The organism is Streptomyces sp. SCA2-17 (genome assembly GCF_044336695.1).
Genome location: NZ_CP117521.1, coordinates 2117157 through 2137701 on the forward strand (window position 1 = coordinate 2117157; position 20545 = coordinate 2137701).

Consider the following 20545-nt stretch of genomic DNA (forward strand, 5'->3'; position numbering starts at 1 on the left):
CTCGTACGGGCCAGGGCCGGTGGTCAGCGCTTGGGCCAGTGCCAGAGAGGCTCGTCCAGCATGCTTTCGCGGCCCGCGACCTCCGTCTCCCCGAGGGCGTTCTTGACGAGGGCGATGGGGCTGACGTCGATGCGGTGGCGGCCGGCGCCGCGGCCGAGGGCCTCCGCCAGGCCCGGCGCGTGCGTCACCACCACGACCTGGGTGTCCCGCGCCGCCGTCAGGATCAGGTCGGCCAGCGGGCCCAGCAGGTCCGGGTGCAGGCTGGACTCCGGCTCGTTGAGGACGAGCAGCGCGGGCGGGCGCGGGGTGAGCAGCGCCGCCGTCCACAGCAGATAGCGCAGCGTGCCGTCGGAGAGCTCGGCCGCGCCGAGCGGGCGCAGCAGCCCGCGCTGGTACAGCTTCAGCTCGAACCGGCCGCCCTCACTGACGACCTCCACCTCGCTGCCGGGGAACGCCGCGTCCACGGCGGTGTCCAGCGCCTCGCGGTCGCCGATCTCGCGGATCGTCTGGAGCGCGGCCGCGAGGTCCGCCCCGTCGTGCCCGAGCACGGGGGTGCGGGTGCCGATCCGCGCGCCGCGGGCGGGCGCGTGCGCGTCGGTCCGCACGTGGTCGTAGAACCGCCAGGACCGCATGTGCTCGCGCAGCCGCAGCAGGTCAGGGGCGAGCTGCGGGTCGGCGAGCTCGCTGAGCATGCTGTCGTAGGGGCGGACGGAATTCACCGAACTGTGCCACGTGCCCTGCGCGGTGCGGGTGCGGACGGCGGGGCCGGAGCGGTCCGAGAGCAGGGCGGCCGGGCGCAGCACGGGCCCGGCCCAGGTGCACTCCCGCTTGATCTCCGGGTCCAGGTTGAACATGGACGGCGCGCCCGTGCTGCCCGAGGTCGGTATGGGGTGCCCGAAGTCGACCGCGTAACCGAACTCGTCCCCCGCGAAGCCGAGCCGCAGGCTCGCCGCCGGCGAGCGGCCCGAGCCCTTCCGCTCCCCCGCCCACAGCGTGGACGCCAGCCCGCCCTCCCGCGCCAGCGCCGCGACGGCCCCGCCCCGCGCCGAGTCGGCCAGCAGCCGCAGGGCCCGGTAGAGGCTGGACTTCCCGGTGGCGTTGGCTCCCGTGACCACGTTCAGCCGTCCCAGGGGGACGATGAGGCGGCGCAGGGAGCGGTAGTTCTCGACGGCGACGGTGGTGAGCATGGGACCTCTCGGGACATAGCGGTACCTAGCGGTGCATCGTTCCCACCAGTGTGCCAAGAGGCACTGACAACGCCCGCCCGGGAAGACCTCGGCCCTGTCTCCTGTTCTCTCCGAGCAGTGCACTTACAGGTGCCGAACAGAAGGGGGAGGCTGTGTCAGTTACGTTCAACGAAGAGACGCGCAAGCTGCTGGACGGGAGGAACTTCGCCACCGTCGCGACGCTCAACCGGGACGGCGCGCCGCAGACCTCGGTGGTCTGGATCGCGCGGGACGGAGACACCGTGCTGTTCTCCACCACGGCGGGGCGCCTGAAGGGGCGCAATCTCGCCAGGGACCCACGGGTCAGTCTCACCGTCTTCGACACCGCGAACCCGTACCACTCGGTGGACATCCGCGGCACCGTGGAGCTGATCGAGGACCGGGAGAAGTCGCTTCCGCGCAGGCTCTCGCACAAATACCTCGGCGAGGACCCGCCGGCCGAACCGGAGGAGACGCTCCGGCTGATCGTCCGGGTGATCCCGCAGAAGGTCACCGGTTTCGGCGCCTGAGGCAGGCGATCGCCGGTGCCGAGCGCGTCTCGGCACCGGCGCCGCTATGGGGGGAGCCATGGGGGGAATGGGCCCGCGTCGTGGAGCACGCCGGAAATGAGAGAGAATCTCTCGGTTCACTTACGTACCAGGAGATTCATGCACAAGCGTCTGCCCCTGCTCGCCGTCTGTCTTACGGCCGCCGCTTTCGGCGCCTCGGCATGCGGCCCGTCCGGCGACAGTGAGGCGAGCGCCTCGGCGACACCGACCGCCGCGTCCTCCGCGCCCGCGTCCGCCCCGGCTGCCGCCCCGTCCGGCAGCCCGTCCGGCAGCCCGTCAGCGTCGGCGGAATTGCGCGGACTGACAGGGCTGTCGGCCAAGCTCTACCTCAAGACGCTCCGGGACAACTCTCCGGACCTGGACCGCATCAGCGACGACGTGCTCGTCACTCATGGCAACGCGCTCTGCCTCGCCCAAGGGAAAGCCCTTGTCGACCAGGCCATCAAGACCAAGGAAGAACTCGGGCTCACCGGGAAGCAGGCCTCGCAGATCCTCGGCAGCGCACACGGCATGTGCGGCAGGAACGCGTTCAAGTAGCGCCGGAGGACTGTACGGGGCCAGTACGGGACTAGTGCGGGGCCAGTACGGGGCCAGTACGGGACTAGTACGTGAGCACCGGGCTCTTCACGAACTGTGCGAACTCAAAGTTCTTCCCGTTGGGGAGGATCTGGAGTTCGGCCCGGTACCGGTGCCCGGCGGTCGGGTTCGGCAGGTTGTAGTGCTGGTCGACCGGCCGGTCGCACCGGCGCAGCTCGCGCTCCCACTGCCAGCCGGTGGTGTCGTCGAACGCCACCAGCCGCATACGGCAGTCGCCCCCGGCCTCGGGCCAGTCGCTGCGGGCAGTAAAAAGAATGTCGCCGCCGCGCCCGCCGTCGTCGATCAGGCTCACACAGGCCTGCCGCGACGCGGGCCCGGTGCAGCCGCCCCCGTCGGCCGCCGCGGCGCTGCCGGCGGTACCGGCCAGGGCGGCGCCCGCCAGGGAGAGAGCGGTCAGCGTCGATGCGGCGGTGCGCGGTAATGCGCGAAGAATCATCGTTCCACCTCATATGTCGTGAGCATCCGGAAGATCGCCGGAATGGAGTGCGCTGAGCATATGAGGGGGGTGAGGTTTCGTGCGCGCGGTTTTTGACGAGGAGTCAGGACAGTCAGATTGCCGTGCCCACCGGGGTGACCAGAACCAGGGGGATCTCCCGGCTCGTCGCGGTGCGGTAGGTCGCATACGAGGGCATCGCGGCCACCACCGCCGGCCACAGGCGGGCCGATTCGGCCGCCGTGGCCGGACGGGCGGTCGCCGGGAAGGTGTCCGCCCCGACCTGGAGGGTCACCTCCGGCGTGGCCAGCAGGTTCAGGTACCAGGCGGGGTGACGGTCCGCGCCCGCGTTGGACGCCGTCAGGACGTACGCGTCCCCGTCCCGGACGTACGCCAGCGCCGTGCGGCGCAGCAGGCCGGACTTGCGGCCCCGGGTGGTCAGGAGCAGGTCGGCCACCCCGGGCCGGGGGCGGCCACCGGTCTCCTCGAAGCGGCGGATGTGGTCGGCGACCCAGGGTGCCGGGCTGTCGTGGACCGTGTCGGTCATGCTGCGGACACCCCCGCGTGGGTCCGGTGCAGGGCCGGGTCTTCGACCTCGTCCAGCAGCGCGCGAGCGAAGTCCCCGGGCGTGATCCGGCTGTCGGCGGCCGCCGGGGCGAGCGCGTACCCGCCCGAGGGCTCCCCCTCGTGGTCGAAGTCCCCCGCCGGGCTCAGCACCACCCAGTCCAGCGCCTCCGGCGCGGCCGCCCGCAGCGCTTCGGTGCCGGCGCCGTGGCCGACGTAGAACTCCCGCCACTCCTGCGGATACCCGGCAGTGTCCATCAGCAAGTCCCCGGACACGGTGGGCAGTACGGACGCCAGCCCGACCGACACCAGCCGCTTCACCCCGGCCGCCGGAAGTCCCTCCGCGAGGGCGCGGGCCACGGCGGGGAAGAACTCGCCGGGAGCCGCCCCCGGGTCGTACACGGCGACGATCGCCGCATCGTGCCCGGCCGCGAGCCGCGCCACGACCTCCGGGTCCGTCACCTTCCCGTCGGCCCGCCCGGCCTCCGTGACCTCGTGGCCCCGCCGCCTGGCCTCCGCCACGGCCGCCCGGCCGACACGGCCACCCGCCCCGAAGACGATGATTCTGCTGCTCTGTGCGTCCATGGACGGGAGCGTAGGCCGAGAGCTGGTTTCCGATCGGATACCGCCCTACGGTGTGGATCATGACGAAGCCGCAGGCCGGAACGGCCCCCTTGGACCCCGAGATGTTCGACCCCGTCTGCCCGTCCCCTCTCGTGCCGTTCCGCGTGGGCGACAAGTGGGCCACGCTGATCCTGCGCTGCCTCCAGGACGGCCCCCGCCGGTTCTCGGAGCTCAAGGTCCCGCTGCGTGGCGTCACCTCCAAATCGCTCAGCCAGTCCCTGCGCAGGCTGGAACGGGACGGCTTCGTCGCACGGGAGGAGTACGAGGGCACGGAGCGCCGTGTCGAGTACGCCCTGACCCCGCTCGGCCGGGGCCTGCTGGGCCCCCTGGACGCGGCCTGCGAGTGGACGCGCGAGCACTGGGACGAGCTGATCGACGCGCAGGAGGCGAGCCTTTCGGTGGCGGCTGATCACTGATCTGCGCTCTGGTCGTGGCGTCGGCGGGCGAACTTTTCGATGGCCGCCGGGGTGACGGGGGTGAAGAAGTTGACGAGGTTGCCGTCGGGGTCGCGGAACAGCAGCGACCGGTTGCCCCAGGGCATCGTGGTGGGCTCGGTGACGAAGTCGGTGACGAAGCCGGTCAGGTTCTGGTGAACGCGGTCCACGTCGTCGACGAGGAACTCGGTGATCACGCTGTGGTTGTCCGCCGGGCGGGCAGATCCCGGGGCGAACAGCGGGACGGTGCGGGTGCCGGCGATCGCGAGGGTTGCGCCCCCGGTACTGAGTTCGGCGAAGTCCTCGGTGGCCCACGTCGCCCGCGCCCCTGTGGCTCGCTCGTAGAACTCGACGAGGCGTGCGACGTCGCTGGTGATGATGCGGATCGAGACGAAGTCCATGGGAATCTCCTTGGCCGTGCTGGAGGCGTGCACGTCGCAGGCTAGGAGAAATAGTGGACAGAATCGGTCCTGTATTCGCGTTAGGCTGCGAACATGCCACGACCCACCGGCCGCGTGCTGACACTCCTGGAGCTGCTGCAGTCGGGCGGCGTCCGGACGGTGGCCGAACTCGCCGACCGGCTCGGCGTCGAAGGGCGCACCGTGCGGCGCTACGTGGGCCAGCTGATCGACCTCGACGTGCCCGTGGAATCGGTGCGCGGCCGCTACGGCGGATACCGGCTCGCTCCCGGGTACCGCTTGCCTCCGCTCATGCTCAGCGACGACGAGGCGCTGGCCGTGCTCCTCGGCCTGGTCGCCGGCCGCCGAACAGGGCTGACGACGACGCAGCACACGGCAAACGAGACGGCAACGGCGAAGATCCGGCGGGTACTGCCCCAGCACATCGCCCGCCGGCTCGACACCCTCCTGGAATCCCTCGCCTTCACGGAACAGCCCGGAGAGTTCGACACCCCGGACGCCGGGACCCTGCTCACCATCGCCGACGCGGTGCACCACCACCGACCGGTCTCGATCCGCTACACCGACCGCGACGGACGGCGCAGCGAACGCACACTGCACGCGTACGGGATCGTCGCCCATGCGGGCCGGTGGTACGTCACGGGCAAGGACGCCCGGATCGGCGAGGACCGAACCCTCCGGCTCGATCGCATCGCAGACGCGCGGACCCTGCCCGGCACATTCGAAGCGCCCGTGGGTCCCGGCCCGGCACAGCGCGTGTTGTCAGCGTTCGCCACGGCCGAGTACCGGCATGAGGTGACCCTGCGGATCCACGGGACAGCTGAGCAGATCCGCGCCCGCCTGCCCGCCGGCATCGCGAGCCTGGAGGAGCACGAGCCCGCGGCAGGCCAGGACCGGGCGGCCGAGCGCTGGCTGCGCGTCGAGCTGCGGGCGGAGCGGCTCGACTGGTTGCCTCCCGTACTCGCCTCACTCGACCGGCCGTTCGTCATCGAGCGCCCCGATGAACTACGCGGCCTCGTCACCGCGCTCGCCGACCGCCTCGCGTCCTACGCTCGCCAGGCCTGACCGCGAGGAATCAATGTCATGAGACGGCACACCTAGTCGTCGCCCCCGTCGCCACTGCCACCGCCGCTGCGGCTCCGCCCGCCGGACGTCAGCAGGGTGAGCAGCAGGTCGGCCACGACCGACACGACGAGCATCCAGCGGGGTACGTCGTCGTCAGTGGTTTCGTCCGACCCGGTCATCACGACTCTTCGCCGTAGTGCCGGCGGTTCACCGGGAACGCGATTCCATGATCAGTCACCCGCCCGAGCGTAGCGCCGCCGGTGTCAGGTGGTGCGAATGTACTCAATCCCCTCGCCCAGGTCCGCGTTGTCGGCCAGCGGCGTCAGGTGGAGGGGCGTGTGCGCGGACGTGAGGCTGACCGGGATCAGGCAGCTCGGGTCCTTGTACCCGAGCACGACGGTGCGGTCGGTGCGGTTCTTCACCGACCTGGCGGTCATGAGGCGCTCCGGCGCGTCCGCGGACGGCTTGACGATCCGCGTGCACTCGACCAGCGCCGACTTGTACACCGTCTTCTCTCCGTGGAAATCCGGTTCCGACCAGAAGCAAATGCTGCCTGTGGTGCATTCGCTGTTCGGCACCGCGCGCTCCCCGTACGCACTCGCCGCCCCGGCCGCCCCGGCCGTACCGAGCACTCCCGCGGCCGCGAGGGCCACGCCGATCGCCGCCGAGGCCATGCGCTGGAACATTGCTGTCTCCTGATGGGTTGCGGTTCGGGATGACTCCCGCTGCCGGTCCGCTTAACCGCTGATCTGAGCGCGGGGTGTGGCCACTCACGCGAACGGGGGCGCTACGGAACCAACGTTGACAGCCAGGCCGCATGGCGCCGGGCGCGGTTGCGGGGGGGGTCCGTGGGTTGGTGCGGGTGAGAACAGGCTGACCTCCGACCCCGGACGTGGCGTCCACCGAGTTCCGGGGTGAGGTGGCCGGCCAGTGGCTGGGATCCGTGGGGCGGGTGCGGGTTAGTGCGGGTTGGGGGTGGGCTGGGATCCGTGGGTTGGGCGCGGGTCAGAACAGGCTGGCAGCGGGGGAGGGTGGGGGGCTTGCGGCTGTCGGGTGCCCGTCGCCCGGTGGGTGGTTGGCCGCCGTACTCCTGCCGTCACTGATGCGGGCGCGTGAGGAGACCGTGCGCATGCGATGGGGCTGAGGGGGAGCGGGCTGCTGCCGCGATGTGGTTCCTGCCGTCGTGGGCGTTCCACTAGGCGCGCCAGGTTTTGTGGTTGCGCAGGCGACTGGAAGGTGGAGTGGGGCTGGGGTCAGGGAGGCGCGGGCGGCCGGGTGGGACCGGTGAGGCGTGCCGCTGCCATTCCCTGGCCACTTGTACGCCGCGCAGTCCCGTCCCGCCGGTGGATTTCCGCGCCGAGAGGGCGCCAACCCCCACCCTCCCGCACCCGGCCGCTCAGCCACGACGGCGAACAAGTGAGTGGAACGCCCACGACGGGAGAAACCACATCGCGGCAGCAGCCCGCTCCCCATCAGCCCAGGCTGATGGGGAGGTCTCCTCACGCTCGTGCATCCGTGACGGCAGGAGTACGGCGGCCCACCACCCACCGGGCGTCGGACACCCGACGTGCCCGCGCCCCCCACCCCTCCCCCCGCTGCCAGCCTGTTCTGACCCGCACCTATGCCACGGGTGTCAGCCCCCACCACGCCACGCTGCGGGGCGCGTTCGCGATGTGCGTTGCCGCGGTGCGGTCCGCCTTGTCCGCGTCCCGCGGTTTCGGGGTGAGCGCTTGCGGCAGGCCCGGGGGGCGCAACGCGCCGTAGTCCGTGAAACGGACGGTTCCGCACGTTCGGCAACGCTGTTCCCCCGGTGCGGGGTACGTCCAGCCCTCGGCGTGGATACAACGGACCCTCATGCGGGCGCCCCTTCCGCCTCCGCCATGTGCGACCTCCAGTGCCGCCTCGCCGCGACGAGTGCCTCCGCCGCTTTGGCCTTGTCCCCTCCCGACTCGGCCTCCCACCACGCCGCTTCCAGCGCCGGGCAGTCCTGGCATTCCGCCATCCGCGGTCGCCTGTACGTTTCCGGGTTCCGCCGTGCGGCGGCCCGCTCCGCGCTGGTCGCCAATCGCAGTGCGACGAACGGTACTTCCGTCTCTGTACCTCCACCGGGTGGACGTACCCGAACCCGCCCACCCGTTCCCCCGATGACCTGTACGATCCGGCCATCCCGGGTGTCTACGACGAACGCCCCGTTCCGGTATGCCATTCCCCTGATCCTTTCGCGAGTTCCCCCGGACGCCACCCCACAATGCACCTATTTCCAGAGCCATTTCAAACCCCAAATTGCAGCCCTACAAATTGCAGCCCTGCAAATTGCAGGTCAGGAGGTCATGGTGGGACAGCAGGCACAGCGCACCGCCAGGCGGCGGAAACTGGGCGCAGCGCTGAAGGATGCACGGGTGGCAGCGGGCGTGACGGTCGCACAGGCAGCCAAGGCGATCGACGGCGACAACTCCAAGGTGAGCCGCATCGAGACCGGCTGTCAGCGCATCACTCGCCTACAGCTGAACGCACTGATGGACCTCTACGGAGTGAAGAGGCGGAAAACCCGGGACTGGCTGACCGCGCTGGCTTCCGAGGAGCGAAAGAGGAACTGGTGGACCCAGTACCACGAGATGCTGCCCGGAGGGTTCAAGGAGACCCTGCTGCTTGAGAATGACGCGGCCAAGATCGAGGTGTACCAGGCAGAGGTTGTCCCAGGCCTATTGCAGACCCCGGATTACGCCAGGACGGTCATGGCCGGAGCTCCTGATCCGCCGACCGACGAGCAACTCGACTTCTACGTAAAATTCCGTATGGAGCGTCAGCGCGTCTTCGAGCGTGAGAACCCTCCGCAGTACGTCTGCCTTTTGCCGGAGGGCGTACTCCATCAGCACATGGGCAGTACCGCCATCATGGCTGCCCAGCTCCGACGCCTACTGGCCGCGACCCAGTCTCCGCACATCACGATCCACATCATCCCGTTCAGGCGGAACCCGTACGCATGCACCGGAGGCTCGTTCAACCTCTACTCGTACCCGGGCCCAATGGACCTTGAGGTCGTCCATGTTCCCCAACTCGACGGTGAGTTGTACCTGGAGGATGATGCCCAGGTGGCGAAATACCGCAAGGTCTTCGGGAACATCCAAGCCTCGGCCCTGTCAGCACAACTCTCCATCGAGCTGATTACCTCGATCGCGAACGACTTCGAACAGGAAGCGAGCCGCACGTGATACGCCACGACCTGCCCGCCCATGGATGGCGCAAGTCCTCCTACAGCGAGGCCCAGAACGCGGGCTGCATCGAAATGCAGCCCACCGAGGAGCGGCTCGTCGCCATAGGCGACAGCAAAGACCGCCCCCGGGGCGCGTTCACCTTCACCCCCCGCGCGTGGACCACCTTCATCCACTCCATACGCTCAACCGGCCCGCTGACGCGGCCGGTTGCGCACCAGGACCGCTAGGGCCAGCCCCGCGCCCAGCGCCACCATCGCCGCCCCCGTCAGCAGCGTGTCGCCGCCCGTCGGGGTGCCGTTGCGTACCAGTGTCCGTCCGTCGGGGGCGACGTGGCGCGCCCGGGGCGCAGGGGCCGCCGCCCCCGGCAACGTGAACGCGCACACCAGCACCACACCCACTGTCACCACCAGCGCGGCCAGCGTTGCCGCAGTCTTCCTCCTGCGCATATCTAAAAATATGCCCGCAAGGGGAGCAAAAACCTCGCCGTACACGCCGAGCGCAGCGGCCTACGCGTCCTTCAGCACTCCTTCAGTACCTGCCGCTGCCGCCCCAGACCCTCGATCTCCAGCTCCACCACGTCCCCCGCCCGCAAATACGGCTTCGGTTCCGGGTGGGCCAGGGCCACGCCTGCCGGCGTGCCCGTGAGGATGACGTCCCCGGGGTGCAAGGTCATGAAGGAGCTGACGTAGCGGATCAGCTCTCCCACCGGGAAGATCTGGTCGGCCGTCGTGCCGTCCTGCTTCAGCTGACCGTTGACCCACAGCCGTAGCCGCAGGTCCTGCGGGTCGGTGATCTCGTCGGCCGTGGCGAGCACCGGGCCCAGTGGGGTGAACGTCTCATAGTTCTTGCCCTTGACCCACGCGCCGCCGCGGTCGAACTGGTACTCGCGCTCGGAGACGTCATTGGCGGCCAGGTAGCCGGCCACCACACGCATCGCCGCCTTCTCCGACTCCAGGCGGCGCGCCGTGCGGCCGATGACGACGCCCAGCTCCACCTCCCAGTCCGTCTTCTCGCTTCCCCAGGGGATGAGCACGGTGTCGTCCGGGCCGGTGACCGTGTCCGCGGCCTTCAGGAACAGGACGGGCTCGGACGGGACAACGGACCGGGTCTCCGCGGCCAGGCCGCGGTAGTTCAGGCCCACGCCCACGATCTTGCCGATCCGTGTGAGGGGCGGCCCGAACCGTAGCCCTGACGGGTCGAGAGCGGGAAGAATCCGGGCGCCGACCGCGGCGCGGATCCGGTCCAGGGCGGAGGGGTCGGCCAGCAGGGCGCCGTCGATGTCCGGTACCAGCGCTGACAGGTCCCGGATCGTGCCGTCCTCGTCCAGCAGCGCCGGGCGTTCCGCCCCCGCGGGCCCCACACGCAGCAGTTTCATCGCTTGATCGTCCAAGAGCGGAGCCGGTCTCCGCAAGAGACGTTTCGGACTGCGAACAGTGAGTTAGCGAATACATGTGGGCCGTGGCCCGGGAGCAGTACCCCCGGGCCACGGCCCACGCCGCGTCACGTGCGGTAGGCGTAGTACACCGCTCCCGGGTAGGACGCGATGATGCTCGCGACCGACTTCCGGTAGGTGTTGGTGGAGTGGTACGTCAGGTACGGGACGCCCATCCGGCTCCGGTACGTGGTGATCATGGAGTGGTCCTTGGACCCGTCACCGTCGAAGTCCATCTGCAGGATGTCGCCGACGTCCATCTGGTAGACGTTCGGCAGGTTGGTCGCCCGCTTGCCGGAGAGCGTGTGCCACGCCCACTCGTTGGCGCCGACCCAGGAGTCGGTCTGGGTCGACTTGTTGTACCACCACTTGTGGTAGTCGGAGGTGTCGGAGCCCGGCACGTCCTTCCAGCCGCCCGCCTTCAGGGACTGGCTGATGAAGTTGGTGCAGTCGCCGCCCGCGACGTTGAAGCTGCGGTAGGCGGGGTTGTAGTTGCGCCAGTACTTCTCGGCGTAGGCGGCCATCGCCTTGTAGTCCAGACCGCCCTTGGCGGGGGTCAGGTCCTTCGGCTTGGCGTTCCTGCTGCCGGGGTACCGGGTGGAAGCCGGGCTGCCGTTGAGGTCGATGCTGCCGGTCGCGGCCACCGCGGTGCGGGGCTCGTTGATGGCGCCGGGGCCGTCGTCCTGCGGGCGGATGCCCGTGAGCTCCCAGTTCCCGCCCTTGCCGAGGGAGAAGCTGAGCTCGTGGTGAGCGGTGAAGCCGGTGGTCGACGGCTCGTCACCACGGATCTTCTTGTACGTGAGCACCGTGGTCTCGGTGACACGGACGGTGGCGCGGTTGCCCTTGACGGTGGTCTTGTCGACCGAGGTCTTGGTGTCGGCGTCCGTGTACGCCTCACCGAGGGCCGCGAGCCACGCCTTGCGGGTCTTCAGCGAGGACAGTCCGGTGTCCTCGGCCTTGGAGAGGCCGGAGGAGAGACGGACCTTGCCGTCGAGCTTGGTGGCCTTGCGGCCGGCCGTCGAGCGGGTGTCCAGGAGGACGGAGGTGCGGTCGTTCAGGACGGCGTCGGCTATTCGGCCGAAGGCTTCGACCGTGGCGCTGTCCGCGGTGCGGGAGTCCGGCTTGCCCGCCGCGAACGCGGCCGACGTGGGCAGGAGAGCGGCCGTGGCGGCCACCGTCACAGCCGCCCCAACAGCGGCTCTGAATCTCGTTATGTGCACGATGTTTCCCCTTGTCGCCCGGTCCGAGCGGACCGGGGACGGAATCTTCGCACAAACCTTGGATTACCAGTGGTACGGGTGACCATTAGACGGATGTGCGCTATCTCCCGAACACGCACGAACAACGCCTGGACACGCACGGTCAAAATTGGTCCAGACCGACGAGTCGGGATCGTCGGTCTGGTCTCCATTCGTCAGCACACGGGCATAGACGCCTACTTGCCGTAGCGCCCGAAAATTTCCCTTCGCTTTTGCTCATGCGAGTGCCGTGACCGCCCAAGCAATCGGGTCATTCGCCCGTTATGCCGGAACCGACTCCTCCGGTCGCGGGTCCGTCGCCAGGACGTCCTCGTCCGGGCGGTCGTCGGCGTCCTTCGGGCCGAGCCGGGAGACGGCCAGGGCCACCGCCAGGTTCACGCCCAGCGCGAGTGCGCCCGCGTTCACGCCCCACAGCGGGTCGTGGTCCGTGAAGACCAGGGCGCAGACGAGCGCGCCGCCCGCCACGAGGCCGCTCACCGCGCCCCACAGCGTCAGCCGACGCCACATCAGCCCCAGCAGGACCATGGGGACGAGCTGGGCCATCCCCTCGTACGAGATGAGGGAGAGGCGTACGAGCGTGTTCGGCGTCAGGTACGTCAGGACGAGCGCGAGGGCGCCCGCCACGACCACCACGACCTGGGCCGCGAGGCGCTGGCGCCGCGGGCGGCCGGCGAGGGCGGGGACCGTTCCGAGGACGCTCTTCCCCCACATCGTGCCGATGACCAGCATGAAGACGGCCATCGGGACGATGGAGGAGAGGGCCGCGGCGACGCCCGTGACGCCGACCGCCCACGCCGGCAGCGAGTCCACGACGAGCTTGAAGAGGGCGAGGTTCGAGCCGGCGCCCGTCAGGCCCGGTACGACGAAGAGGGCCGCCATGCCGAGCAGCATCGGCACGAACAGGAGCACGTTGTAGAACGGCAGGAGCATCGCGTTGCGGCGCAGCGCGTCGGCGCTGCGGGCGCCGAGGTAGCCGGCGACGGTGGTCGGGAAGATGACGACCGTCAGCGAGTTGAGGAAGCTCGTGGTCGCGAACCAGGTCGCGTCGAGGCCGCTGCCGCCGTGGCCGTTGAGCGTCAGCCACTCCGGCTTCTCCGCGACGAGGCGGTCCAGGAAGGGGCCGTAGCCGTCGAAGTAGTGGTTCGGGATGTAGAGCGCGAGGAAGGCGAGGGTGATGATGACGAGGACGTCCTTGAGCACCGACACCCAGGCGCTGCCGCGGAGGCCGCTGACCACGACGAAGCCGGTCGTCACGGCGAAGGCGATGAAGTAGGCCCAGTTCAGGCTGATGGCGCCGTAGGAGATGGTGGAGACGACGACGCCCATGCCGGTGATCTGGAGCTGGATGTACGGCAGCAGGCAGATCGTCGCCAGGATCGCCACGGCCGTGCCGAGCCAGGGGCGGCCGTAGCGGTGGGCGACCATGTCGGTGATGGTGACAAGGCCGTGGCGGCGGGCGTACGACCAGAGGGTCGGGCCGACGACGTAACCGATCGCGTAGCCGCAGGACATGTACGCGATGACGTAGAGGACCGGGGCGCCGTGGTTGTAGCCCCAGCCGGCGGCGCCGAGGTAACTGAAGCTGGTGTAGCCCTCGCCGGCCATCAGCACCCAGATGAACACGGTGCCGAGGCTGCGGCCGCCCACGGACCACTCGGCGATGCCGGTGGTGCGGCCCCGGCCGCGGACGGCGAGGAGGCCGAGGGCCACGGTGAGCGCCATGAAGACGCCGAAGACGGTCGTCGCGACCGCCGCGTCGCCGCTCACACGCGGCCTCGCTTGCGGTCGCCCCGCCAGGCGAGGAAGACGGCGGCGGGGGTGAGGAGGGTGGCCGCGAGCAGCCAGAAGAAGAGGAAGGGGAGGCCGAGGACGGTGGGACGCACGCGGTCCACGAGCGGCAGGGCCGCGAGGAAGAGGGCGTACGGGGCGAGCAGCCACGTCAAGGTGGGGCGTTTCAACACGGGGTGACCCTAACCGGGCGGGCCTTCGGGACGTACGTCCCGGGGTTGTCCGGCACCGCCGGTGTCCCCGGTGGGGGCGGATCGCCGTCGCGGCGGATTCAAGGGCCTGGGCCGGCCCTTGACCGGGCGGCCCCGACCCCCCACCCCGGAGGGCCCACCGCCGGAACTTGACCGACGGCCTCCGCCCCAACGCCTCAGCCCCCCAACCCCCGCGTCAAGCCGTAAATGCACAGCCCCGCCAGTGCACCCACCACCGTGCCGTTGATGCGGATGAACTGGAGGTCGCGGCCGATGTGGGCCTCGATCTTGCGGGACGTGTGGTCCGCGTCCCAGCTCGCGATCGTGTCCGTGATCAGCGACGTGATCTCGTCGCGGTACGTCGTCACGACGTAGACCGCCGCGTCCTCCAGCCAGCCGTCGACCTTCGCCCGCAGCCGTTCGTCGCCCGCCATCCGCGCGCCGAGCGAGAGGATCCCCGCCCGCACCCGCAGCCGCAGCTCGCTCCGTTCGTCCTCCGCCGCCGCGACGATCATGGCGCGGACCGACGCCCACACCGACGCGATGACGTCCTGGACCTCGCCCCGGCCGAGTATCTCGGACTTCAGCCGCTCCACCCGCGCCCGCGTGTCCGTATCGGATTGCAGGTCACGCGCGAAGTCCGCGAGGAAACGGTCGACCGCACCGCGCGCCGGGTGATCCGGCATGTCCCGCATCTCCGCGGCGAACCGCAGCAGTTCCTTGTAGACGCGCTCGCCGACCTTCCGGTCGACGAAGCGGGGCGTCCAGCCGGGCGCGCCGCCGGTGACGGCCCCCATGACGGAGTCGCCGTGGGCGACGAGCCAGTCGTGGGCGCGGACGCACACGAGGTCCACGACCCGCCGGTGGCCCCCGTCCGCGACGACCTTCTCCAGCATGGCGCCGATGCCGGGCGCGACCTCGGCCGCGTCGGCGCGCCGCGTGATGGCCTCGCCGACGACGGCCTGGACGTCGGAGTCCCGCAGGACGGTGAGCGCGCCGCGCACCGCCGTGGCCAGTTCGGCGGTGACGCGGTCGGCGTGCTCGGGGTGCGACAGCCACGTGCCGAGGCGGGAGGCGATGCCGACGGTGCGCAGCCGGAGGCGGACGACGTCCCCGGAGAGGAAGTTCTCGCCGACGAAGTCGCCGAGGCTGCGGCCGAGCGTGTCCTTCTTGGTGGGGATGATCGCGGTGTGCGGGATGGGCAGGCCCATCGGCCGCCGGAAGAGGGCGGTGACGGCGAACCAGTCGGCGAGGGCGCCGACCATGCCGGCCTCGGCCGCGGCGGCCACGTAGCCGGTCCAGGCCCCCGCGCCCGCCGACTGCCCCCACTTCGCCAATCCGTACACCAGTGCGACCGTCAGCAGCAGGCCCGTGGCCAGGGCCTTCATCCGGCGGACGCCGCGCCGCTTCTCCTCGTCCGCGGCGCTGTAGGTGAGAGCGCCCAGCGGAGCGGGCATCACCCGTTCGGCGGTATCTCCACCGCCCTCCCCTCCGCCGTCCGGCCCCCCGCCACCCGGCCCTCCCCCGCGCTCGCCCTCAGGCGACCGTTTCATCCGCACCACCCGTTACCACCCGTTCCACCTGCGCCGCCCGTCCCCGGCCGGCTTCCGTGCTTTCTCCTTACCCGGCCTACTCCTGGAACGGACCGGGAGTTCCCCGCGTCTGACAAGTCGCATGTGACACGTTGCGTGATCCACCGGACCGACGGCCGCTCCCCGCGAGCGCGCCCCGAGGCCCTCGTGGGATCATGGAACGGCGATCGGACCGCGAGGGCGCTGTTGCTGATCAGTCGCTGTTTTCGTCCCCGGTTCCGCACCGGAGCTGCCCGCTCCGCCTCATCGCAGGAGACACCCGCAATGAACAGGCCACCCCTGCCCCGCGGTACGGCCTACGCCGTACTCGCCGCGCTGGCGGCCGTGGTGATCGTCATCTCGACCGCGATATTCCTCGGGACCGGCGGCCGGGACGGGCGGACCATGACCGGCTCGCACGAGAACCGCGGCTCCGCCGAGCCCGCCGCCTCCGGGCAGTGGGTGGGCTCCTGGGCCACCGCGCCGGCGGCCGCCGAGCCGAACACCGCCAAGGGCTTCGCGGGCATGTCCATCCGCAACGTGGTCCACACCAGCATCGGCGGCACGGGCGCGCGCATCCAGCTCTCCAACCTCTACGGCACCGTGCCGCTCGCCGTCACCCACGCCTCGCTCGCCGTCGCCGCGGCCCCGGGCTCGCCGGCCGCCGTGCCCGGCAGCATGCAGCGGCTGACGTTCGCCGGGCAGCCGACGGCCACCGTGCCGGTCGGCGGGTCCCTGATCAGCGACCCGGTCAGGATGGCCGTGCCCGCCGCGGCCGACCTGCTGGTCACCACGTACTCGCCGACCCCGTCCGGCCCGGTCACCTACCACGCGAGCGCCCGGCAGACCTCCTTCATCGCCCGCGGCGACCACGCCGAGGAGCCGCTCGGCACGGCGTACACGACCAAGACGCCGTACTGGCGCTACGTCTCGGGCGTCGACGTGTGGACGCAGGAGGCGCACGGCGCCGTCGTCGCGCTCGGCGACTCCATCACCGACGGCGTGACGTCCTCCCCCGGCCTCAACCACCGCTGGACGGACTTCCTGGCCGCCCGGCTGCGCACGGAGCCCGGCGCGCCGCGCTACGGCGTCCTCAACGAGGGCATCAGCGGCAACCGCATACTGCTGAGCAACTCCCCCTCGCCGACCGCGAACAACCTCAGCGGCCTCTCGCGCTTCGACCGCGACGTGCTCGGCCGTACGGGCGCCCGCGTCGTCGTCATCGCGCTCGGCGTCAACGACATCCTGCGCAAGCCGCAGGTCGACAATCCGCAGCAGATCATCGACGGGCTGCGGTCGATGGTGCGGCGCGCGCACGAGCGCGGACTGCGCGTGGTCGGCTCCACGCTGATGCCGTTCCACGGGCACAAGGGCGCCGTGCAGCGGCAGGAGGTCACGCGGCAGGGGGTCAACCAGATCATCCGCTCGGGCGGCGTCTTCGACTCCGTCGTGGACTTCGACCGCACGCTCCGGGACCCGGCCGCCCCGGAGCGGCTGCTCCCGGCGTACGACTCGGGGGACCACCTGCACCCGAGCGACGCCGGGTACGAGGCGATGGCGCAGGCGCTGGATCTCGAAGCGCTCAAGGGTCAGGCCGCGGCGGCGCTGTGACGCCCGGGGCTTTGCCCCGGGCCCCTTCCGCGCTACCGCGCGGTGTCCTCAATCGCCGGACGGGCTTTTCTTGATTTGGCGCCGCTCCTCGCGAAGGCGGCGCCTCCGCTCCCCCTTCGTTTCCTTCCGGTCCACCCCCACCCCGCCCCAGAAGGCGAAGCCGGTGATCCGTACGCGCGGGGAGCCGGGCGTCCCCGCGCCCGACGCCTTGTCGTCGAAGCCGCCCATGATGCCGACGCCGCCGACGTGCACGTCGAGGTCCGGCGGCACGATGACCTGCATGCCGCCCATGATCGCGATGCAGCGGATGACGATCTCGCCGTCCTCGAAGCGCGCCTCGCGCAGGTCGATCTCGCCGCCGCCCCAGAAGGCGAACGTGGTGAACCGGCGCGGCACCGTCCACGTGCCCTTGCGCTGGAAGCCGCCCATGACGCCGATGGCCACCCTGCCGCTCACGGGCCCGCCGCCGATCCGCCCCGCCCAGTCCTCCCCGGCCGGGGCGGGCGCGCTCGCCGCCTTGGTGAGGGAGACGGCCGTGCCGCCGCCCGGCGCCGGCAGGTCCCGTACGAGCGGCTCCAGCTCGCCGTGCGTCCGGGCCTTGTAGGCCGCTTCCAGGCGTTCCTCGAACTCCTCCATCGTCAGCCGGCCCTCGGCGACGGCCTCGCGCAGGGCCTCGGCGATGCGCTCCCGCTCGGCGTCCGAGGCGCGCATGTCAGGAAGTTCGCTCATCATACGAACAGCGTAGCGAGCGGATTTCCCGATTCCGGGCCCTCGTCCGGCAGGACACGGGCAGGACACGGAAAGGAGCCCGATTGAGACCGATAGGGGACATTCACCGCAACGGCCCCGCACGGGCGCATCTCGTACCGCATCCCGTCGTTGAACCGGAAAAGCGTCGGCCACCGGTTTTTCACCCGCCGGAGTGGGCGGCCTGCCGCCGGACGGCCGAGCCGGGCAGGCCTGTGTGCGGTACGCGCCATTGGCGCGGAACGCATGATGCGACAGTGTTCGACGCGGTGCACAACGTGTACGAAATACAGCGCACCACGCGGACCGCCCGACACGAGACCGCGCTGCCGTGACCGAACCAACGGCGGCGGCCGAGGAGTCCCTACAGACATGAGCGACGAGCACGCACAGCGGGCCGCCGGGGGCGGCCGGGGCGCACCGGCGGGCTGGGCGCCGAGGGCCGGCGACGGCCCGGGTCGCGGCGGTCACGGCGGCAGGCCGGGCGAGCCCGGGCGGCCGCGCCGCCCCGGCGACGGCGGCAACGGCGACCGGGGGCCCGGCGGGAACGGCACCGGCCGCCCCCGCCGCACCGGCTGGCGCCGCCTCCTGCCCACCTGGCGCATGGTGGTCGGCGGCATCCTGCTCGTCGTCCTGCTCATCGCCGCCGGCCTCATCGCCGGCTACATGCTCGTGCAGATCCCCGCCGCCAACCAGGCCGCGGTCGCCGAGAGCAACGTCTTCCTCTACGCCGACGGCAGCCAGCTGGCCCGCGACGGCGAGGTCAACCGCGAGAGCGTGCCGCTCAGCAAGGTGCCCCGGGACGTGCAGCACGCCGTGCTCGCCGCCGAGGACCGCGACTTCTACTCCGAGTCCGCCGTGAACCCCGAGGCGATGCTGCGCGCCGCCTGGAACACCGTCACCGGAAAGGGCAAGCAGTCCGGCTCCACCATCACCCAGCAGTACGTCAAGAACTACTACCTGGGCCAGGAGCAGACGATCAGCCGCAAGGTGAAGGAATTCTTCATCGCCATCAAGCTGGACCGCGAGGAGAGCAAGGACGACATCCTCGAAGGCTATTTGAACACCAGCTACTTCGGCCGCAACGCCTACGGGATCCAGGCCGCCTCGCAGGCCTACTACGGCAAGGACTCCGACAAGCTGAACACCGCCGAGGGCGCCTACCTCGCCACCCTCCTCAACGCCCCCGGCCTCTACGACGTCGGCGCCCACCCCGAGAACCAGGCGCGCGCCACCGCCCGCTGGAACTACGTCCTCGACGGCATGGTCAAGAAGAAGTGGCTGAGCCAGGCCGACCGCGCCGCCATGAAGTTCCCGGCGCCCGGCAAGGCCCGGGCCCGGCTCGGCATGTCCGGCCAGCGCGGCTATCTGGTCGAGGCGGTCAAGGACTACCTCACCGCCAACAAGGTCGTCGACGAACAGACGCTCGCCCGCGGCGGCTACCGCATCACCACCACCGTGGAGAAGAAGAAGCAGGACGCCTTCGTCAACGCCGTGCAGAAACAGCTGATGGACGAACTCAGCGACGACCGCAAGGTCGACCGGTACGTACGGGCCGGCGGGGCCTCCGTCGACCCGCGGACCGGCCGCGTCGTCGCCCTCTACGGCGGCATCGACTACACCAAGCAGTTCGTCAACAACGCCACCCGCCGCGACTTCCAGGTCGGCTCCACCTTCAAGCCGTTCGTCTTCACCTCGGCCGTGGCCAACGACGCGTCCACGCAGGACGGGCGCACCATCACCCCCTTCACCCTCTACGACGGCACGAACAAGCGTCCCGTGCAGGGGCCGAACGGGCCCGTCGGCTACGCCCCCGCCAACGAGGACGACGTCTCGTACGGGCAGCTCACCGTCACCAAGGCCACCGACCTGTCCGTCAACGCCGTCTACGCGCAGATGGCCCAGGACGTCGGACCCGCCAAGGTCAAGGACACCGCCGTCGACCTCGGCATCCCCGCCAACACCCCCGACCTCAACGCCAACCCCTCCATCGCGCTCGGCGTCGCCAACGCCAGCGTCCTGGACATGACCCAGGCGTACGCGACGCTCGCCAACCACGGGCGGCACGGCGCGTACACCCTCGTCGACAAGGTCACCAAGGGCGCCGAGGTCGTGCCGCTGCCGAACCAGGACGTCAAGCAGGCCGTCACGCGCACCGCCGCCGACACCACCACCTCCGTCCTGGAGAGCGTCGTCGACAACGGCACCGGGCGGGGCGCGCAGGTCGCGGGGCGGCCCGCGGCCGGCAAGACGGGCACCGCGGAGGACGACAAGGCGGCGTGGTTCGCGGGCTTCACCCCCGACCTCGCGACCGTCGTCGCCGTGATGGGCCAGGACTCCGACACCGGCGAGCACAAATCGCTCTACGGCGCGGCCGGGCAGGCCCGGATCAACGGCGGCGGGTTCCCCGCCGACATCTGGGCCTCGTACACGCGGGCCGCGCTCTCCGGCACGTCGGTCAAGGACTTCGACCTGGAGCTGGAGAGCGGGGCCCGGATGCCCACCATGGAGCCGACGATCCCGGCGCCGCCGACGACCTCCGCGCCGCCCTCGATCCCGGCGCCGCCGACACCGCCCGAGCCGTCGTTCCCGCCGCTGCCGCCGACCGGGCCGCCCACGGGCTTCCCGACCCGGCCGCCGACGGGGCCGCCGTCGATCCCGGGGCTGCCCACGTTCCTTCCGAACGAGCCGAAGGGCGGTGGGCTGGACGGGGGGCTGCTCGACTACTGAGCGGTCAGTGGCCCGAGGTCGCCTTCAGGCCCACCACGGCCACCAGCAGCAGCGCTATGCTGCAATCTCCCGGGGGTAACCCCCGGACCCC

At 70.7% G+C, this 20545-nt stretch carries 22 protein-coding genes; 8 read left to right on the forward strand and 14 right to left on the reverse strand.

Translation table 11 applies throughout. The features are described from left to right. Nucleotides 1–23: 23 nt before the first annotated feature. Nucleotides 24–1187 (reverse strand): AAA family ATPase, encoded by a 1164-nt coding sequence (locus PS271_RS09430; RefSeq protein WP_398381516.1) that lies wholly within the window; start codon nucleotides 1185–1187, stop codon nucleotides 24–26. A 152-nt stretch (nucleotides 1188–1339) separates the two neighbouring features. Here PS271_RS09430 and PS271_RS09435 point away from each other — a divergent pair, with 152 nt between their 5' ends. Next, complete coding sequence (locus PS271_RS09435) at nucleotides 1340–1735, forward strand: PPOX class F420-dependent oxidoreductase (protein ID WP_398381517.1); 396 nt, start codon at nucleotides 1340–1342, stop codon at nucleotides 1733–1735. A gap of 138 nt (nucleotides 1736–1873) precedes the next feature. Further along, nucleotides 1874–2311 carry a hypothetical protein gene (locus PS271_RS09440; RefSeq protein WP_398381518.1) on the forward strand — a complete coding sequence of 146 codons (438 nt, stop codon included), beginning with the start codon at nucleotides 1874–1876 and terminating at the stop codon, nucleotides 2309–2311. 64 nt (nucleotides 2312–2375) lie between these two features. Here PS271_RS09440 and PS271_RS09445 read toward each other — a convergent pair whose 3' ends face one another. From PS271_RS09445 to PS271_RS09455, 3 genes are all read right to left on the reverse strand, one after another. Next, complete coding sequence (locus PS271_RS09445; RefSeq protein ID WP_398381519.1) at nucleotides 2376–2807, reverse strand: hypothetical protein; 432 nt, start codon at nucleotides 2805–2807, stop codon at nucleotides 2376–2378. A gap of 112 nt (nucleotides 2808–2919) precedes the next feature. Then, the gene (locus tag PS271_RS09450) at nucleotides 2920–3351 is read right to left on the reverse strand and encodes a nitroreductase family deazaflavin-dependent oxidoreductase (protein ID WP_398381520.1); all 432 of its coding nucleotides are present in this window, start codon (nucleotides 3349–3351) and stop codon (nucleotides 2920–2922) included. Beyond that, entirely contained in the window at nucleotides 3348–3953 is a 606-nt protein-coding gene (locus PS271_RS09455; RefSeq protein ID WP_398381521.1) for an NAD(P)-dependent oxidoreductase, read from the reverse strand. Before PS271_RS09455 ends, PS271_RS09450 begins: the two co-directional genes overlap by 4 nt. 59 nt (nucleotides 3954–4012) lie before the next feature. Between PS271_RS09455 and PS271_RS09460 the strand changes: the two genes are divergently transcribed. Next, the gene (locus PS271_RS09460) at nucleotides 4013–4408 is read left to right on the forward strand and encodes a winged helix-turn-helix transcriptional regulator (protein ID WP_398381522.1); all 396 of its coding nucleotides are present in this window, start codon (nucleotides 4013–4015) and stop codon (nucleotides 4406–4408) included. Here PS271_RS09460 and PS271_RS09465 read toward each other — a convergent pair. Continuing rightward, nucleotides 4402–4827: a VOC family protein gene (locus PS271_RS09465; protein ID WP_398386773.1), complete on the reverse strand. Its 426-nt coding sequence runs from the start codon at nucleotides 4825–4827 to the stop codon at nucleotides 4402–4404. The two genes, PS271_RS09460 and PS271_RS09465, sit on opposite strands and share 7 nt — an antisense overlap. 93 nt (nucleotides 4828–4920) lie before the next feature. Here PS271_RS09465 and PS271_RS09470 point away from each other — a divergent pair, with 93 nt between their 5' ends. Next, nucleotides 4921–5910: a helix-turn-helix transcriptional regulator gene (locus PS271_RS09470; protein ID WP_398381523.1), complete on the forward strand. Its 990-nt coding sequence runs from the start codon at nucleotides 4921–4923 to the stop codon at nucleotides 5908–5910. A 32-nt stretch (nucleotides 5911–5942) separates the two neighbouring features. Here PS271_RS09470 and PS271_RS09475 read toward each other — a convergent pair whose 3' ends face one another. The 3 genes from PS271_RS09475 to PS271_RS09485 form a co-directional block, all read right to left on the reverse strand. After that, complete coding sequence (locus tag PS271_RS09475) at nucleotides 5943–6089, reverse strand: hypothetical protein (protein ID WP_398381524.1); 147 nt, start codon at nucleotides 6087–6089, stop codon at nucleotides 5943–5945. A gap of 84 nt (nucleotides 6090–6173) precedes the next feature. Then, nucleotides 6174–6596 (reverse strand): peptidase inhibitor family I36 protein, encoded by a 423-nt coding sequence (locus PS271_RS09480; protein WP_398381525.1) that lies wholly within the window; start codon nucleotides 6594–6596, stop codon nucleotides 6174–6176. A 933-nt stretch (nucleotides 6597–7529) separates the two neighbouring features. Beyond that, on the reverse strand, nucleotides 7530–8180 hold the full coding sequence (locus PS271_RS09485; RefSeq protein ID WP_398381526.1) for a DUF6255 family natural product biosynthesis protein: 651 nt from the start codon (nucleotides 8178–8180) through the stop codon (nucleotides 7530–7532). Here PS271_RS09485 and PS271_RS09490 point away from each other — a divergent pair. Both PS271_RS09490 and PS271_RS09495 read left to right on the forward strand, forming a co-directional pair. After that, entirely contained in the window at nucleotides 8082–9122 is a 1041-nt protein-coding gene (locus PS271_RS09490; protein ID WP_398381527.1) for a helix-turn-helix domain-containing protein, read from the forward strand. The genes PS271_RS09485 and PS271_RS09490 overlap by 99 nt on opposite strands. Then, nucleotides 9119–9352 (forward strand): DUF397 domain-containing protein, encoded by a 234-nt coding sequence (locus PS271_RS09495; protein ID WP_398381528.1) that lies wholly within the window; start codon nucleotides 9119–9121, stop codon nucleotides 9350–9352. The genes PS271_RS09490 and PS271_RS09495 overlap by 4 nt, the downstream gene beginning before the upstream one ends. A gap of 290 nt (nucleotides 9353–9642) precedes the next feature. Here PS271_RS09495 and PS271_RS09500 read toward each other — a convergent pair whose 3' ends face one another. The 5 genes from PS271_RS09500 to PS271_RS09520 all read right to left on the reverse strand — a co-directional run bounded on the left by PS271_RS09500 (nucleotide 9643) and on the right by PS271_RS09520 (nucleotide 15348). Further along, nucleotides 9643–10500 (reverse strand): fumarylacetoacetate hydrolase family protein, encoded by an 858-nt coding sequence (locus PS271_RS09500; protein WP_398381529.1) that lies wholly within the window; start codon nucleotides 10498–10500, stop codon nucleotides 9643–9645. Between the two features lie 125 nt (nucleotides 10501–10625). After that, nucleotides 10626–11732 (reverse strand): amidase domain-containing protein, encoded by a 1107-nt coding sequence (locus tag PS271_RS09505; protein WP_398381530.1) that lies wholly within the window; start codon nucleotides 11730–11732, stop codon nucleotides 10626–10628. A 345-nt stretch (nucleotides 11733–12077) separates the two neighbouring features. Continuing rightward, the gene (locus tag PS271_RS09510) at nucleotides 12078–13538 is read right to left on the reverse strand and encodes a sodium:solute symporter family protein (protein ID WP_398386775.1); all 1461 of its coding nucleotides are present in this window, start codon (nucleotides 13536–13538) and stop codon (nucleotides 12078–12080) included. 41 nt (nucleotides 13539–13579) lie between these two features. Next, nucleotides 13580–13777 carry a DUF3311 domain-containing protein gene (locus tag PS271_RS09515; RefSeq protein ID WP_398381531.1) on the reverse strand — a complete coding sequence of 66 codons (198 nt, stop codon included), beginning with the start codon at nucleotides 13775–13777 and terminating at the stop codon, nucleotides 13580–13582. Nucleotides 13778–13971: 194 nt separating this feature from the next. Next, on the reverse strand, nucleotides 13972–15348 hold the full coding sequence (locus tag PS271_RS09520; protein WP_398381532.1) for a DUF445 family protein: 1377 nt from the start codon (nucleotides 15346–15348) through the stop codon (nucleotides 13972–13974). 303 nt (nucleotides 15349–15651) lie between these two features. On the opposite strand from PS271_RS09520, the gene PS271_RS09525 reads away from it, so the two are divergent. Then, nucleotides 15652–16977 (forward strand): SGNH/GDSL hydrolase family protein, encoded by a 1326-nt coding sequence (locus PS271_RS09525; RefSeq protein WP_398381533.1) that lies wholly within the window; start codon nucleotides 15652–15654, stop codon nucleotides 16975–16977. Nucleotides 16978–17025: 48 nt separating this feature from the next. Here PS271_RS09525 and PS271_RS09530 read toward each other — a convergent pair whose 3' ends face one another. Beyond that, on the reverse strand, nucleotides 17026–17709 hold the full coding sequence (locus tag PS271_RS09530) for a DUF1707 SHOCT-like domain-containing protein (RefSeq protein WP_398381534.1): 684 nt from the start codon (nucleotides 17707–17709) through the stop codon (nucleotides 17026–17028). 387 nt (nucleotides 17710–18096) lie between these two features. Here PS271_RS09530 and PS271_RS09535 point away from each other — a divergent pair, with 387 nt between their 5' ends. Then, nucleotides 18097–20454: a transglycosylase domain-containing protein gene (locus tag PS271_RS09535; protein ID WP_398381535.1), complete on the forward strand. Its 2358-nt coding sequence runs from the start codon at nucleotides 18097–18099 to the stop codon at nucleotides 20452–20454. Nucleotides 20455–20545 lie beyond the last annotated feature (91 nt).

Bases quoted from the DNA above. Each gene is read 5' to 3' on its own strand.
- PS271_RS09430 (WP_398381516.1), bottom strand. From the start codon at position 1,187: ATGCTCACCACCGTCGCCGTCGAGAACTACCGCTCCCTGCGCCGCCTC.
- PS271_RS09440 (WP_398381518.1), top strand. From the start codon at position 1,874: ATGCACAAGCGTCTGCCCCTGCTCGCCGTCTGTCTTACGGCCGCCGCT.
- PS271_RS09445 (WP_398381519.1), bottom strand. From the start codon at position 2,807: ATGATTCTTCGCGCATTACCGCGCACCGCCGCATCGACGCTGACCGCT.
- PS271_RS09450 (WP_398381520.1), bottom strand. From the start codon at position 3,351: ATGACCGACACGGTCCACGACAGCCCGGCACCCTGGGTCGCCGACCAC.
- PS271_RS09455 (WP_398381521.1), bottom strand. From the start codon at position 3,953: ATGGACGCACAGAGCAGCAGAATCATCGTCTTCGGGGCGGGTGGCCGT.
- PS271_RS09460 (WP_398381522.1), top strand. From the start codon at position 4,013: ATGACGAAGCCGCAGGCCGGAACGGCCCCCTTGGACCCCGAGATGTTC.
- PS271_RS09465 (WP_398386773.1), bottom strand. From the start codon at position 4,827: ATGGACTTCGTCTCGATCCGCATCATCACCAGCGACGTCGCACGCCTC.
- PS271_RS09470 (WP_398381523.1), top strand. From the start codon at position 4,921: ATGCCACGACCCACCGGCCGCGTGCTGACACTCCTGGAGCTGCTGCAG.
- PS271_RS09475 (WP_398381524.1), bottom strand. From the start codon at position 6,089: ATGACCGGGTCGGACGAAACCACTGACGACGACGTACCCCGCTGGATG.
- PS271_RS09480 (WP_398381525.1), bottom strand. From the start codon at position 6,596: ATGTTCCAGCGCATGGCCTCGGCGGCGATCGGCGTGGCCCTCGCGGCC.
- PS271_RS09485 (WP_398381526.1), bottom strand. From the start codon at position 8,180: ATGGCTCTGGAAATAGGTGCATTGTGGGGTGGCGTCCGGGGGAACTCG.
- PS271_RS09500 (WP_398381529.1), bottom strand. From the start codon at position 10,500: ATGAAACTGCTGCGTGTGGGGCCCGCGGGGGCGGAACGCCCGGCGCTG.
- PS271_RS09510 (WP_398386775.1), bottom strand. From the start codon at position 13,538: ATGGCGCTCACCGTGGCCCTCGGCCTCCTCGCCGTCCGCGGCCGGGGC.
- PS271_RS09520 (WP_398381532.1), bottom strand. From the start codon at position 15,348: ATGAAACGGTCGCCTGAGGGCGAGCGCGGGGGAGGGCCGGGTGGCGGG.
- PS271_RS09525 (WP_398381533.1), top strand. From the start codon at position 15,652: ATGAACAGGCCACCCCTGCCCCGCGGTACGGCCTACGCCGTACTCGCC.
- PS271_RS09530 (WP_398381534.1), bottom strand. From the start codon at position 17,709: ATGATGAGCGAACTTCCTGACATGCGCGCCTCGGACGCCGAGCGGGAG.
- PS271_RS09535 (WP_398381535.1), top strand. From the start codon at position 18,097: ATGAGCGACGAGCACGCACAGCGGGCCGCCGGGGGCGGCCGGGGCGCA.